Raw genomic sequence first — 14,896 nt, 5'->3', positions numbered from 1 at the left:
TCAGCCTCCCAGCAGGCTCAACGGGTCATGCTCGGTAACGCCAGTCCGATCCGTGCGTTCGTTGGTGACGTCTACGTGCCGGCGCAAAATCGACCGCCATGTGTGCTGCCGATGCGCCGGATCGAAGCTGACCGGCTCGTCGGGCACGGTCTCGGTGACCGGCTCGCCGGGTCGGGCGTCCCTGCTGATCTCCAGTCGGACCGTGCGGGCCGCCTTGCGGCGGTACCAGTCTGAAGCGAGCCAGGGCCACGAGGTCAGGGCGTTGTCGAGGGTCTCTTCGTGGACGCCAAGGCTGATCGGTCCGACCGGCGGGCATGAGCGACGTCCGAGGTAGAGGGGGAACTGGGGCCGGCTCAGTGCCTCCGCCAGGCCGTGTAGCAGCTCGCTCTCCCCGCTGACGGCGGCAAGGAAGGCTGCGTCTGACAGGTAGAAGCGGTAGGTCAGTGGTGCGCTGAGACGGCCGTCGAGAGAACGGGCGGTCTGGAAGTCCCGCAGGATCTGCCCCGGCTGGTCGAGCCGTACCCCGAACTCCAGGCCGAGCAGGTCGGTGAGCGGCTCGGTACGTCGTACACCTTTGGCTGCGGCGAGCAGCCCGATGACGCCGCTCTTGGTCGGCGCGACCTCGGTGCCTCGGCGAGCGAAGCGACTGGACGAGCCCCACGACTGTAGTGGGCCGGCCAGCCTGAGCAGCAGGACGCTCATGCCGGCTGGCCGAGCGATACGGCGACGTGCTCTCCAACCCCGGTGACCAGTTCGCTGAAGCTGACAGCCTTGCCGAGGTCGGCGAGCACAGCGGTCTTCTCGCCGACCTGGGTGACCCAGCTGGCGACCGGCCGCTCGCCGAACGCGTTCTCGACCGCCGAGGTGTGCTTGGCCAGGGCGGCAGCGGCCAGTTCAACACGGCCGGCAGCGTTCGTCTCACGGATGGGCGTCTCGAACGCGCCGACGAGATTGATCGGCTGCGAGTCGCGCAGCCTCACCAGCACCGCGTCGGGCAGCGTCCGGTGGGCGAACGTGTTCTGCTTCCCAGACGGCATGCTGCGGGCAAACGCGACCAGAAACGCCTCGACGGCTGCACGGGTGGCTTCCGCGTCGCCGAGGGTGCGGTGCAGGGCGTCGACGTCGACGGTGGCGTATCGGTACAGAGTGGACGAGTTGAACTCGATGGTGCCGATCATTCCGGCGCCGGTCTCAGCGACATCGGCCTTCCGGTCGTCAACCGCAGTGAAGTAGTCGAACTCGTTATCGACCGCGTGCACGCTGATGGCGTGGGAGACCTGGCAGGCAGCATCGACGTTGATGTCCGTCATGTCCGCCATCATCCGCCCGAACATGGCGATGTCGATCGAGTGGTCCGTGTTGGCCAACGCCTTGAATCGGGCCTTGTCCAGCGGAGTGCCGGTGCGTGCGGCTTCCAGCGCGACAGCAGCAAGGTTGTCCAGCTGCTGGTGACTGAGGAACAGCAAGTAACCAGACTCGACGTCTCTGACCTCGCCCTTCTTCTTCTCAGCCTTGGCAAGGCCGGAAGCGACGAATACCTCGGCGGCCAGTGCGGACGCGGTCTCGTCGGACTGGCTCGGGTCGAGGGCCTTGATCCGAGTCGCGAGTGACTCGCCCACACGCTTGGTTCGCTCGCCGAGCTGTGAGCGATCGAGCAGGTCGGCGAACGCGAGCCGGACGGCTCGCTTCCAGGCCTGGCTGGATACACGTGCCCGTCGTACGCCGCCATAGACGGCGGTCTTGGGCGAGCCGGTGTCGTCGCGGTTGAGGTTGCTCGGCGGCACCGTCTGCAGGGCGTAGACGTCAATGATGGTGCGGCTCATGATGGGTCCTCCTCGGAGGTCTCGGTGGTGAGGGCGTGAACCTCGGTGCTCGGCTGGCTGCGGAACGACTCCCGGCCCCAGATGGCCTGGATCTGGGCGCGACCGCCGGGCCGGCGGAGGGTATGTAGGTCATCGGCGAGCAGGCCGTAGTCGACGGGGACCTGGTGCTCGCGCAGCATGGTGGTGAGGCTGCGGAGGTGGTAGATGCTCTCGTGGTAGGTGCTGGCGGTGCCGAGCGCGGCGAAGCGGCGGCGCACCCCCTCCGGGCCGTTGGACTTGCGGACGAGGTCAGCCAGGGCGAGGCCCAGCCCGCGTCCGTTCACGTGCATCCGTTCCCGGCGTGACTGCTGGTGCAGCGCGTAGAGGGTCACTGCGTCGTGTACCGCGTGCTCGGTGTCGGCCGCCTCTGCATCGTCGGCCGGCCGGTAGCCCAGCAGGTGCTCCGGCACCTGCAGGTACCGCTCCAAGGTGAAATCGAAGCCCGGAGCTCGGCCGATCCCGCGCCTTAGCCTGGCCAGGGCGCTGACCGCCTCGGGTTGCGACGCATCGCTCAGCAGTCGCGCCTGCAGGCTGCCCACCGTGCGGGCGACGTGCTCACCGAGGTCCTTGCGACGCCGGACCCACGGCTTGCGCGCCGGCGCAGGTGGGGGGTCAATCTCCACCATGGTCATGCTGGTTCCTCCTGCCGTTGTTGCGTAGTCTCGGCCGCCATGGGCAGCGCCTTGGCCAGGCCGATGCGGAACCACGCCTCGGCCTGCGAGCTGGAGTAGTGAACTTCTCGGCCGTTTCGGTCGACGCCCGCGCGGCCGATCCAGGCCGCTGGGCCGGTTGCGGCGACCAGTTCGTCACCGAGCCGAAGGATGGCCCGGCGCACCAACCGCTGCCACGAGGCGCGCTCGGTTATCGGGTCACTGTCCGGACCGAGGCGCGCCAGCCAGTCACGAAAGTCCTGGTCCAGCCGGGCGTACGCCTGCTCGGCGGCCCGTTCGGCGTCGCCGCTGTCGGTGTCCCGGCTACCGGCGGCCCGGGCCAAGTTGTCAGCGAGCCGACGCAGCACCTTCACCGCGATCTCGGCGTCCGCTGCGGCGTCGACGGCTGCCGTGCGCAGCTCAGAGTGTTCGACCAGCAGCAGCACATTCATGGTCAACGCGTCGCTGAACACCTCGTCGACGACTGCCTGCTGGGTGCCGTAGGTGACGCTGGTGGCACGCGGACGAACCCGAAAGTGCGACCCGACCACCCCGGTGACAGTCAGTCGGGCCAGCCACTGCACCACCATCGGCGAAAGCCGCTGTGGCGGTTCGGCGCCGGGTGATGGTGGCGCCGGGAGCAGTGTCTGCAGACCACGCCACAGTGCGCGACTGTGGTCATGCGGCCGCGGTAGGTAAATCGGGGTTCGCTTCTGATCGCGCTCACGCGGCCCGCTGCGTCCCCACACACTCATCGGTTCCAGCAGGTGCCGATCCTGCCAATCGAACCGGTCTCCGATGGCGATCATGGCGCCGGTGATGCCGCTGGCATCACCGAAGAGCCGGACGCGGCGAGACTGCCAGGTATACAGATTGAGCAGTCCGTAGGGCCCCCGGGTCGCATCGCTCTCTTCGGAGGCCGTCTGTGGCTCGCGCTCCCACACCGGCAGGTCTCGATCGTCGCCGTTCTGCCAGCCAGGGGCGACCGGCACCAGGTTGAGCAGCAGTGTTTCCCGCAGAGTCGCACCCTCAAGGTGGACGCCGCCCAACGCCCCGAGAGACCCCACGCCGATCGGGTAGCCTCGCCCGCCCTTGACCCGTGGGTCTCCGACCGCACCTGTCTTGATGCCGGATGGGTCGTACGCCTGGCAGTGCACCAACCAGCGGGCCGCCTCGGCCGGCGAGATCGACTTCATTCCTTCCCCAGCACGCGTGGTCAGGAACGGAATGCCATTGGGCACGTCAGCGATAAGCCGCTCCAGCCCGAACGTGTTGTTCTTGGCCGCCCGCAGGTCTGCGACCTGGTAGAACGGCTGTTCCGGGTGCAGCAGATCGAAGCGGTCACGGAACACTTTGAGGTAGTCGGCGACATCCGCGACCGGGAGTTGTGGGGCATGCCACAGTGCCCGCCAAGCGCCGTCGCCGGGCGGGCCGCCCGTCGTTCGGTGCAGGACGGCGAGCGCGAGTCGCAGGATCGCGAACGACTGGGTGGGCAATTCGCAGGCGATCATGCGGATGTCGCCGGCCTGTTCGAAGAGGCCGAGCAGCGACACTTCGCGACGCTGTCCCGCAGCGTCCAACACCGGGATCCACGCGTCATCCACGAGCGAGAATCCGGCTGACTTCGGTGAGCCTGTCACCGGCACCACCTCCTTTTCGATCGATGTGGATCTAGACGTCGATGCGTTCGACGCGCAGCCCGTCATCCGGGTCGTATTGCAGGTTGAAGCCCGCGACCGTGGCTCTCCCGTCCGCGTTCAGGTCCAGCACGAGTTCACCTGCCAGCCAGTGACTCTCCTGCCAGGCGCTGACGTCGGTGCGCCGTTCCAACTCGGCGATGACCTCATCGATCACGTCCGTGGCGGTCATGGCCCGCGGTAGCGGCAGGGTGCAGCGCGCGATCAGCCGGGGTAGTGGCCAGCGCGGAGGGCTAGTAGTCGGTACCGGCACCCCTCCACCATCGATCCACGGCGGCAGGACCAAACCGTCCGGTGTCCGTACCAGCAGCAGAACCTCGAGAGTCTCGGCGTCGGTGTCGCGGACGTGGCGTTGCGCTGCGCGATCGTCGGCACCTGCGACGCCGCCGGAAAGCCAGCTGATCAGGGGCACTCCAGGCTCGCCGACGCTGGCGAGGCGGAAGCCGTCCGCCTTCATCTCCTTGGCGGCGATCTCGTCTCGCTGCTTCGCTTCTGCCTCAGTCATCGCCGGTTGCCACGACGGTGGACCGACTGGCTCGCCGCCGTAGGCGGACTGGGTGAGTGGCGCGATGTCCGACGGGATTCGTAGCGGGGCGCCGTCCAGGTGTGGCAGCAGCACTGCGGCGCTGCGCAGGAGCATTGCCAGTTGGTAGACGCGACGCGAGCCGGCGACCGGCTGCGGCGGTTCGGTGCTCCAATCCGCACCGGTGACCCAGCACTCCGGTGTCGCTAGCCGAACGGGGCGACCGTCGCGGGGGTGGCGGTGTAGCCGGCCGATGCGCTGCAGCACCAGGTCGATCGGGGCCAGGTCGGTGACGAGCAGGTCGAAGTCGATGTCAAGGGACTGCTCGGCGACCTGGCTGGCAACCACGACGTGACGGTGAGGGCGGTTGCCGCTGCCCGGCGGCCCGAAGGTGTCGCGCAGCCAGCGATCTTTTGCGGCGCGGTCGACGGCCATGAACCGGGAATGCGCGACCGATACCGGGGTGTCTGGCCCGAGCACCGCCCGGAGTACGGTCGCGGTCTCCTGGACTCGGGCCACGGTGTTACGGACCACGAGCACGCAACCCCCGTCGGTCAGCCGTTCGCGCAACAGTTTCCCCAACGCAGGCAGATCGTCGTCCAGACGACCCAGTTTCACTTCGACGTTGCGCCCGGAGTCGGAGCAGCTGGTGGCTGCGGCACCTCGATCGCTCGTGGAAACAGTGACCAGGGGGTATCGCAGGTCGGTTCGGAGGGCGGCGTATGGGTCAACCTTCGTCTTGCCACGGTCGCGCCAGGTGAGTGCGGGCAAGGGTCCGAGGCGGCCGCTGTCGTACGTCGCCATGAGCTCGGCCCGTCTGTGGGCCGGAAGTGTCGCGGAGAGGACGACGACCGGGACGCCATACGCGCCCAGCCACTCCAGCGCCCGGTCCAGGAATCGCCCCATGTAGACGTCGTAGGCGTGCGCCTCGTCGATGACCACGACCTTGCCGGCGAGACCAAGGTGGCGCAGCACCAGGTGCTTGCTGCGCAGCGCCGCGAACAGCAGTTGGTCGATGGTGCCGACCACGAAGCTGGACAGCAGCGTCCGCTTCGAGCCGGCAAGCCAACGGTGTACGCCGATGGCCGCGCCGCCGGTGTCCTCGGCGATGCCGCTCGGGAGGGACGTCATCCGCAGCTGGTCGTACTCGGGGTTGAGTGCCGCCTTGCCGTGCGCCAGCCGTACGTCGCGGTCGCCTCGACCAACCTGGGCATCGGGTAGCCGGCGCAGCCAGGAGAGCATCCGGGCGAACATAGCGTCGCTGGTTGCGCGGGTAGGTAGCGCGAGGTAGCAACCGGATGCTCCGGTGCGCCGAGCCAAGATCTCGACCGCCGCCAGCGCCGCCTCTGTCTTGCCCTCCCCCATCGCCGCCTCGACGATCATCATCCCGGGCGCAGGCATGGACGCGGCCAGTTCAGCGACCGTGCGCTGGACCGGGCGGGCCGCCGCGCCGGCGGGTAGCTCGAACCGCGCGTCGAACAGTTCGTCAACGCTCGCCGACGGTGCAGCCGGCAGCCACGGCACGGGCAGGTCCAACAACTCCCAACCGGCCGTCAGCCGGTCGTCGTCGGCACTGTCCAGGACGTATGGGAAGAGTTCTTCGTTGCTCGCGATCCAGTCGGCGACGATGACCAGGCCGGTGAGGGCAGCCTGCACCGGCTGCGACAGCGACAAGCTGCTCCATTCGACAAGCCGGCCTTCCGCACCGGACCGTTCGGCCATCCAGGTCAGGATCTCGTGCTGCACCTGCTGCCACGCCTGATCACCGAGCAGGTGCGCGCGCACCTGCGCGTCACGAAGGCCCTCATCGGTCGGCGGGGTGCCGTGGTGGCCGCCGACGACGACTGCGTACGGGTGCGGGTCGATCCAGTCTTGCTGCCGGAGCCAGTCGGCCAGAATGAGGTGCCCAGCGGTGGCATGCGGGGCGTACTTGCGGTCGGTACGAATCAGGTCCCGGTCGTATCCGAGCCCATGGTCACGCATCCGCTCGGCCAACGCGTATGCCTGGCAAGCGAAGGCAGGGGTGGCCTTGCCGATGTCATGTACGCCGGCGATCCAAACGGCCAAGGTGCGGGCGTCTGCGTCGCCGCCGGGCAGTTCGTCGGCGATACGTCGACGAACTGCAGGGCTCAACCAGTGATCCCACAGCCGTCCGGCTACGTCGGCGCTGTCGGCCAGATGGCGCCACAGCGGCAGCCACCCGACCGGTGAGGTGCCCGTACGGTCAGTCTTACCCCAGACTGACCGGGCCGCGTCTCCAAGTTTCGGAGCTCCGGCAGCGATGCGGGTGCTCATCGGACCGCCGGCAGCAGGGCGCTGGGTGTGCCGCTGTGCGACAGGTAGAGCACGTCACGAGCGCGGGTCAATGCGACGAACAGGAGGCACCGTTCTCGCTGCAGATCCTGCTTGTGGCCGTGCGGATCCTCGGCCGCCCCTGCCAACGCGTACGGTGCCGGCAGCACCCCTGCATCCAGTCCGACAACCGCAAGGCATTGGAATTCCAAGCCTTTCATGCGATGCATGGTGGCGACGCGTACCCCGTCGACGCCTCGTTGGTCGTCGGCGACGGGGATGTGGGCCTCGCTCAAGGTCTTGCTGATGGCCTTGACGAGCTGCCCAGTACGGACGGCTACGCCGATCGCGTGCGGCTCTACGTCCTGCTCCAGCCAGGTCCCGAGACGCTCGATGAGCGCTTCGAACTCGCTGTCACGGTCGTCGCAGGCTACGACCTTAGGTACGCCACCACGAGTGAGCGAGCGGTAGCCCCGCAGCGTGTCACCCTCGCCGTCCAGGCCGATGGCGGCGTCGCCGCTGAGGACCTTAACTGAGAGGTCCAGAATTTCATGGGTTGTGCGGTAGTTGACAGTGAGTCGGCGGGTTCGGCCGCGCACCTCGATGCCGAGTTGCGCGAGTGACACGTGGTTGTCGTAAATGCGCTGGTATGGATCGGCGAGCAGGAACATATCGTTCGGCCCGGGCGCGACCAGTGCGCGCAGCAGCCGCCACTGTGCCGGGTGAAGATCTTGCCCCTCGTCAACAATGACGTGTCGATACGGAGGCGGTGACTGCCGGGCGATCATGGCCGCGTCATCAGCGAGTTGGGTGTGCGTGCTCAACCGCCGCTTCGTCAGGTCCCGCCTTACAGCTTCGATCGCACCCCACACCTGCTCACGTTGGGTCGCGCGGAGCCCTTCGCCACGGCCCTTGCGTGGGGCGTCGCGATAGGCCTCAAGGGTGGTCAACTGCTGGGCCAGCACCACCTGCTCCCACTCTCGCCTGAGGAAATCGGCGCTGAAGGTCCTGACTTGGCCAGTCCGACTCAGGTAGGTCGGACCAGCCTTGGCTGCTGCTTCCCACAACCGATCCGCGGTTTCGCCGTCGGCGACCGTGATCTTTCTGCCGCTTCGAGTAGCGATCTCGTAGGCCAGCTTGTCGACGCTGACCACATCGATGCGCGCCCGGACCGTCGGGTCGGCGGTGAGTCGGTACAGCTGCCTGCCTAGGGAGTCCGCGAGCGCACGGGTGAAGGTGGTCAGCAGCACCTTGCCGCCGCCCTCGGGCAAACGCTCGGCGAGAAAGACCGCCCGATGCAGGCCGGTGACTGTCTTGCCGGTCCCGGCACTGCCGGTGACCAGCGCGGGACCGCTGTAGGTCTCCCGGTAGGCCACGTCGCGTTGCGTCGGGTGCAAGAACGTCCGCCAGACGTCGAAGGGGTGAGCGAGAATGGCCGCCAGCTCCACCGGGCCAGAGACGAAGGCGATCCGTTCCGGAGTACGGCGCGCTGCAGTCAGCAGGTCTCCGGTGTCAACGCCCGACACAATCCGGTCAGCCAGCTCCGCCCACACCTCCGTCACGGACAACCCACTGGCCAGTCCACGCAGGACATCGAGCTGCAGTTCGGGCAAGCGTGCGCCTAGACTTTCTAGCTGCTGGTCGGTGGCGATGACGCGCAGCAGTGGCACCAGGTCCTCGTCCACGCCGAGTCGGAGGAGATCGGCCGAGGAGACGCGGTCGAACAGTCCGCCACTCGGCGATACTGACGGTTCGGCTCGGCTGAACTCCTCAATACCTACCTGGTCGCGCATCTCCAAGACGCCGAGTGCCTGGTTGACGGTGAAGCGGCGACTCACCGCGAAGGCGATGGCATCGTCGTGCGGCAAGACGTTGAGCAAGGCGTATTTCTGCTCTCCAAGGGCAAGCACGACACCCCGGTAGAACTGGTCGATGCGGATGGTGCGGATGTTCGGGTCTCGTGCGCCGGTCAGCTTTTCCAAGTGCAGGCCAGCATGGGTGTGCTCGGCGAACCTGCTGATGGCCGCGACCACGGCGTGTTGCACCCGGCGCTGCAGCCTGGCATAGGCGGGAAGGAACCCCCGCTCGATGGCCAACTCAGCCACACCACTCACCTTCCTCGTCGCCTCAGTTCGACCAGAGCGGCACAAGCCAGCACCGCAAATCCCAGGACAGGGGTGGTCGGCGCCAACCACGGCATCAACACTGGGTGCGCCCAGGACCGGCACCGGTGCAGGGCTCAGTAGACCACCTTGTGAACAGTGCTTGCAAGAGGCTGGGCGTTCTTAATATTCACCAGATCGGTCCGCGACTGGCCGCGTTGGTGTCCAAGGCGAGGACGACAGGGCCGTTATGCTGGGCCTCGTGGCGGCGGGCACGATCCTCAAAGACCGGTACAGGCTGGGTCGGTTCCCGCTGGCGCACAAGGGAATGGGCGAGGTTTGGGCAGGACAGGACACCCTGCTCGATCGTCCGGTAATCGTGAAGTTCGTCCACGCTGCCACGCCGAGCATCGACGTGGTACGACGATTCCGCCGTGAGGTCCTGCTGACCGCTCGCCTCGAGCATCCCGGCGTGCCCGCCATCTACGACGTTGGTGAGCAAGACGGCCGCCCGTACGCGGTCCTGCAGCAGATCCACGGAATCTCTCTGAGTGATCTCGTAGCAGAACAAGGTCCACTCCCGATCGGCTGGGTAGCTGCCATCGGGGCTCAGATCAGCTGCGTCCTGCTCGCTGCTCGACAGATCGGCCTGGTGCACAGGGACATCAAGCCGAGCAACATCATGCTGGACAAGAGTGGGGCCTCAAAGGTGCTCGACTTCGGCCTGGCTGCCATGCCTGATGACGACCACTACTCGCGAATCACCCAGAGCGATCAGAGTCTCGGCACGGTGGGCTACATGGCACCCGAACAGATCCTCGGCGAGCCCACCGATCACCGCACCGACCTGTACGGCCTCGGGGCCACTATCTTTGACCTGCTCACCGCGCACCCGCCGTTCGACGGGGTCACCACTACAACCACGTTGCGACATCAGCTTGACGATCCGCCTCCGCGCCCGACCCACATGCGATCGGAGACCCCGGCCGCGCTCGATGACCTGGTCTACGCGCTGCTGGCGACCCGCCCGCAGGACCGACCAGCCACGGCCACCGAGGTCTACGCGGTACTGGCGCCACTCGCCCAGGACCTGGCGCCGATTCCGGGGTTGCTTGACGACCCTGCCGGGGCCGTACGGGCCTATGCCGCAATCGTCGGGCGAGCACCAGTCCAGTCTCGCCTCCTGGCGGCGTTGCCGTCCGAGCAGATCGAGTTCGACGTTGAGCGGACCGCCGAGCAGGCGGATCAGTTGCACGCTGCTGGCGAGTTCCGTGCTGCCGCGCGCAAGTGGCGGCAGCTCGCCGAACATCAGACACAGCGGCGGGGCGCCAACGATCCTCTGGTCTTCGAGTTCCGACTGCGTGCGGCCCGCGCGCACGTACCACTTGGCGAGCATGACCGCGCCTTACGCCAGCTCAACCTGCTGCTTCAGGACCGTATCGGCGCGGACGGACCCAGGCACGCCGCTGTGCTGGACCTTCAGCAAGAGATTGAGCATCTCAGCAAGCAACGGCCCGCTCCGCGACAGTCCTCGCGATACGAGCCAAGGTCGGATCGCTGAACCACCGAGGTAGCAGTGCCGCTTTCTGCTCGGGGAAGCGGGCACCGCGGTAGTGGAAGTTCAGAGCGCAGTTTTGCCCGCGTGTTTCGGTCGTCAAGGCGCGTCGAGCCAGGGACGAGTACATGCTGCTGTGCTTCAACCATGCCGCCTCTTCGCCGTGCCGGTCGAAGCCACGACCGATTGCCGCATGCCCGAAGACATCGTGGACCGCACGGAACATGTCGTTCTCGCCGTCGGTGAGGTAGGGATGCGGGTTGCTACTGGCTGCGCTGGCCCAGACGTTCAACCGGCGTCGCCGCACGTCTTCGACCATGGATTCGACGTCCGAGTACGGGTCCTCGTCGACGATTCGCACCGACAGACCGAGACCACCGAACTCGACCCGGCCCACTAGGAAGTGGTACTGCTGCACGGTCTCCCGACAGAACGCGGCGTACGCAGTGTAGGCCCGGTCATCTCGCACGGGCGCGGCCATGTATGCGTCCGCGATGGCCGCGCCGACGACCGGGTCAAGGCGCACTCGCTCGTACGCATTCGGGAGAGTGGTGTCCGTGGAGCCAGAGCGATACTGCCGTGCACCGTCGTGCACGTAGGTGACCGGCGGAAAGGTCGGGGACGGAGTAGTCAGCAGCGCGGGCGCGAGCAAGGGTGTTCATGGTCCTCCTTCGATAGTCGGGGTGGCGGATCAGATTAGGTCAGCGAGCTTCTACGCCCCCTCGCGCAGGACGCAGCTCCGGGCCCTGGTTGGGCTTCGTCTGCGGCTCGCTGCGCAGCATCTCGCCGAGCACACGGATCTCCGACGCTCGACGGTTCTGGTACAGCTTTGCGAACTTTCCGATGGTGGTGCTGTGCCCACGACGCGGCATTGGGCCCTCCAGGGGTGAGTCGTGAATCGAGCCACCGACAAGCTACCGCCTGTGAACAGGATGCACAACAGCTTTGGCGATGGTACCGTTCACGCGTGATTCGAGAGCCGAGAACGGCCCCCAGCGATGCCACTCTGACTGCCAGCGGCATCGCCCGGCTGGCCAATGTCGGCCGGGCCGCGGTGAGTAATTGGCGTCGCCGCTACGCCGACTTCCCAGTACCAGTCGGCGGCACCCCGACGAGCCCATCCTTTGACGCACGCGAGGTTGAGAGCTGGCTTCATCGCCACGGCCGACTACATGAGGCCGGCGCTGAGCAGTGGGCCTGGCGACACATCGAGAGCTACCAGCCTGCGGCGCGGATCAGTGACGCGCTCAGCATCGCCGGCGCCTACCTGCTCATCCGCTCCGATCGACCCGAGGCCCCAGCCGAAAGCCTGCCTACCCCACGAAAGCTCCTCACGCACCTCCGCGCAATCGACTCCGACCTGGCTGACCTAATCGACGACGTGCTGCCAAAGCAATGGACACCGCAGCTCACCACGCTGTTGAACGCCGTCGACCAACTCAGTCGGGAACGAGAGCCGGAGGCCGCCTTCGAATACCTGCACAGCCAATACGTCGCCTCGGCTCACGCGCTTTCCGGGCTGGCCGGCACGCCGGACAGTGTCGCCGAAGTGCTTCTGAACCTCGCCGGCGCCGGAGCCAGCACGTTCGACTTCACCAGCGGCACCGGATCAATCCTGCGGATGGCCGCCGACCGGGCACTCCAAGACGCTAGCGTCACCCGGTGCTACGCACAGGAGATCAACCCTCAGTACGCCCTGATCACGCTGCTGCGACTCTGGTTCGTCCACCTACGCGCGAAGCGTGCCGGGCACGCGGCAGAGCCTCCCGTCGTGCACATCGGCGACAGCCTGCTCGCCGACGCCCTGCCCGACCTACGGACCGACGTCGTCGTGGCCAACTTCCCGTTCGGCATCCACGATTGGGGCCACGAGCGGCTGGCCTACGACCGCCGCTGGACCTACGGCCTACCACCGCGCACCGAGCCCGAACTCGCCTGGGTACAGCACGCCCTGTCGCACCTCTCCCCCAACGGCACCGCCGTTGTTCTCATGCCCCCGGCTGCCGCTCTGCGCCCAGCCGGCCGTCGCGTCCGCGCTGAACTGGTCCGCCACGGAGCGCTCCGGGCGGTCGTTGCTCTACCCGCCGGCCTGATGCCACCAACCGGCATCGGACTGCACATCTGGGTGCTCAAACTGCCCGACCTGGGCCAGCCACACGCCGGAGCCCTACTCGTTGTGGATACCACTACCGCACCAACCACCGGGGCCATCGCCGACGTCGCGGGAACCGCCTGGCGCGCCTACCTGTCCGACCACTACGCGGAAGAGCCCGGCGTCCACCGCGCCGTACCCGCAATCGAAGTACTCGATGACCAGGTCGACCTCACACCACAGCGCTACCTGCCACGAGCTGACGAACTCGCCACCAACCCGGCAGAGATCATCGCTAGGATCAGCGACTTCGGCCAACTATTGGAACAGGTACGACGCAGCCTGCCAGCGGTGCAAGAGGTGGACACAGCAGCGCTTGGACTCGCCCCCCAGGCTGACATCGCCGATTTGATCCGGTCGGGCGGCATGTCCATACAGCGGGCGGTATCCCGTAGCCGATCAACCCACACCCTGGCTGACGGCCTGGTGCTAACTGGAGCCGACGTCCTGGCCGGCGCCCCGGCCACCGGCACAGCGGCCCGTGCCCCCGACGACGACGCCGGACCGGAAGTACAAGCCGGCGACATCCTCATTCCAGTTATCGGACGCAAAATCAGCGCCCGAGTAGCCACTCCAGAACAAATTGGCTCCGAACTGGGAACCGGCGTGCAGCTGCTTCGCGTCGACCCGACCCGATTCGATCCGTGGTTTGTCGCGGGCGTCATCTCCCGCACAGACAACCTGCGCGTCGCCGGTCGCTCCTCCAGCACCGGAAGCGGAGCGCTGCGCATCGACATTAAGCGGCTCACCATCCCGGTACTGTCGCTAGACCGGCAGCAGGCGTACGGCCGAGCCTTCTGCCAGCTTGTTGAGTTTCGGACCCGACTCGAACGGGCCGCAGCGACCGGGGCCGCGCTGGCCCGCGAGATCGGCGACAGCCTAACCGCCGGCGCCCTCGGCCCCCCGTCCTGATCAGACCGTCTCCATACGGCCCAGGTGTTCGGTGTTCCAGCCGAGGATTCCACCACCGCTTGATAGGCGCCGGCGCATAACCTCACCTCCTCCCGGCGCCGTTGGGGCATCCTTAGGCGTTGCTAGTCGCTGTACTGGAGCCTCAGTAGCTACCCTGCAGCAGGGGTCGTCTACCCTCGAGATTCTTACCTCCCGGAATCGAGACCGAGTGAGACGATCTTGCGGAACCTAGTGAATAAAAACGGCGGAGTTGATCTATAACGCCGCAGGTCAAGAAGTCTGCTCCCCGCGCACGCGGGGGTGATCCCAGGGCCGACGCGGACATGCCTGCGAGGAGCCACTGCTCCCCGCGCACGCGGGGGTGATCCCTTCTACCGGCTGGGCACCCCCCGGCCCCTGAACTGCTCCCCGCGCACGCGGGGGTGATCCCGATCCTCACCGCACGGGAGCCCCGGGCCCATTCTGCTCCCCGCGCACGCGGGGGTGATCCCCCGCACCGGCTGCCTCGTGACTCGGTGGTGTGCTGCTCCCCGCGCACGCGGGGGTGATCCCGCCGTGAGCCCAGAACGGGCTCCAGAGCCAGCCTGCTCCCCGCGCACGCGGGGGTGATCCCCCCGCCGGTGGTGGCAAGCCCGAGCAGTCCCTCTGCTCCCCGCGCACGCGGGGGTGATCCGGCTTCCGGGACCAGCGCGTCCTTCCGGAAGGACTGCTCCCCGCGCACGCGGGGGTGATCCTGGGGGGCCGCCCCCGTGTCTGCCAGGCCCAGGCTGCTCCCCGCGCACGCGGGGGTGATCCGGAGGTCCGGCACGCCGGCCAGTGGCCGCGCTCCTGCTCCCCGCGCACGCGGGGGTGATCCTCCGCTTGTCAACGGCGTGATCCGGATGGTGGACTGCTCCCCGCGCACGCGGGGGTGATCCCCTCGCGCCGTTCCGCTCCCGGGTCGCGATGGTCTGCTCCCCGCGCACGCGGGGGTGATCCCCAGACACGGTGGCCCCGCCGGCCAGCCGCGAACTGCTCCCCGCGCACGCGGGGGTGATCCGTCGGGTGGCGCGGGGCACCTGCTCCCCGCGCACGCGGGGGTGATCCGTCGGGTGGCGCGGGGCACCTGCTCCCCGCGCACGCGGGGGTGATCCCTCGCCCCTCGCGGACCG

The 14,896-nt window shown here is 67.5% G+C and carries 9 protein-coding genes and 1 CRISPR repeat array (1 of these 10 running past the window's edge); of the genes, 2 read left to right on the top strand and 7 right to left on the bottom strand.

Going from position 1 to position 14,896, the window contains the following annotated elements; all coding sequences use genetic code 11:
• The 6 genes from cas5e to ACTWLT_RS19450 all read right to left on the bottom strand — a co-directional run bounded on the left by cas5e (position 1) and on the right by ACTWLT_RS19450 (position 9,129).
• On the bottom strand, positions 1 to 702 hold the full coding sequence (cas5e, locus tag ACTWLT_RS19475; protein ID WP_445319622.1) for a type I-E CRISPR-associated protein Cas5/CasD: 702 nt from the start codon (positions 700 to 702) through the stop codon (positions 1 to 3).
• Positions 699 to 1,823 carry a type I-E CRISPR-associated protein Cas7/Cse4/CasC gene (gene cas7e / locus ACTWLT_RS19470; protein ID WP_445319621.1) on the bottom strand — a complete coding sequence of 375 codons (1,125 nt, stop codon included), beginning with the start codon at positions 1,821 to 1,823 and terminating at the stop codon, positions 699 to 701. The genes cas5e and cas7e overlap by 4 nt, the downstream gene beginning before the upstream one ends.
• Entirely contained in the window at positions 1,820 to 2,494 is a 675-nt protein-coding gene (gene casB / locus ACTWLT_RS19465; RefSeq protein ID WP_445319620.1) for a type I-E CRISPR-associated protein Cse2/CasB, read from the bottom strand. Before casB ends, cas7e begins: the two co-directional genes overlap by 4 nt.
• Positions 2,491 to 4,116 (bottom strand): type I-E CRISPR-associated protein Cse1/CasA, encoded by a 1,626-nt coding sequence (gene casA / locus ACTWLT_RS19460; protein WP_445319644.1) that lies wholly within the window; start codon positions 4,114 to 4,116, stop codon positions 2,491 to 2,493. The genes casB and casA overlap by 4 nt, the downstream gene beginning before the upstream one ends.
• Positions 4,117 to 4,183: 67 nt before the next feature.
• Positions 4,184 to 7,027, bottom strand: a complete 2,844-nt coding sequence (gene cas3, locus ACTWLT_RS19455) for a CRISPR-associated helicase Cas3' (RefSeq protein ID WP_445319619.1) — start codon at positions 7,025 to 7,027, stop codon at positions 4,184 to 4,186.
• Positions 7,024 to 9,129 carry a UvrD-helicase domain-containing protein gene (locus ACTWLT_RS19450; RefSeq protein WP_445319618.1) on the bottom strand — a complete coding sequence of 702 codons (2,106 nt, stop codon included), beginning with the start codon at positions 9,127 to 9,129 and terminating at the stop codon, positions 7,024 to 7,026. Before ACTWLT_RS19450 ends, cas3 begins: the two co-directional genes overlap by 4 nt.
• Positions 9,130 to 9,388: 259 nt before the next feature.
• On the opposite strand from ACTWLT_RS19450, the gene ACTWLT_RS19445 reads away from it, so the two are divergent.
• Positions 9,389 to 10,687, top strand: coding sequence for a serine/threonine-protein kinase (locus tag ACTWLT_RS19445; protein WP_445319617.1), 1,299 nt, complete (start codon positions 9,389 to 9,391; stop codon positions 10,685 to 10,687).
• Here the strand turns inward: ACTWLT_RS19445 and ACTWLT_RS19440 are convergent.
• Positions 10,626 to 11,333: a hypothetical protein gene (locus tag ACTWLT_RS19440; protein ID WP_445319616.1), complete on the bottom strand. Its 708-nt coding sequence runs from the start codon at positions 11,331 to 11,333 to the stop codon at positions 10,626 to 10,628. The two genes, ACTWLT_RS19445 and ACTWLT_RS19440, sit on opposite strands and share 62 nt — an antisense overlap.
• Before the next feature lie 315 nt (positions 11,334 to 11,648).
• On the opposite strand from ACTWLT_RS19440, the gene ACTWLT_RS19435 reads away from it, so the two are divergent.
• Positions 11,649 to 13,745, top strand: coding sequence for an HsdM family class I SAM-dependent methyltransferase (locus tag ACTWLT_RS19435; RefSeq protein ID WP_445319615.1), 2,097 nt, complete (start codon positions 11,649 to 11,651; stop codon positions 13,743 to 13,745).
• 279 nt (positions 13,746 to 14,024) lie between these two features.
• Positions 14,025 to 14,896: direct repeats of the CRISPR family, unit length 28 nt; unit sequence CTGCTCCCCGCGCACGCGGGGGTGATCC (it continues 1,506 nt past the right edge of the window).

It is taken from the genome of Micromonospora yongxingensis, from assembly GCF_052601155.1.
This window is presented reverse-complemented; position numbering and strand designations above follow the sequence as displayed.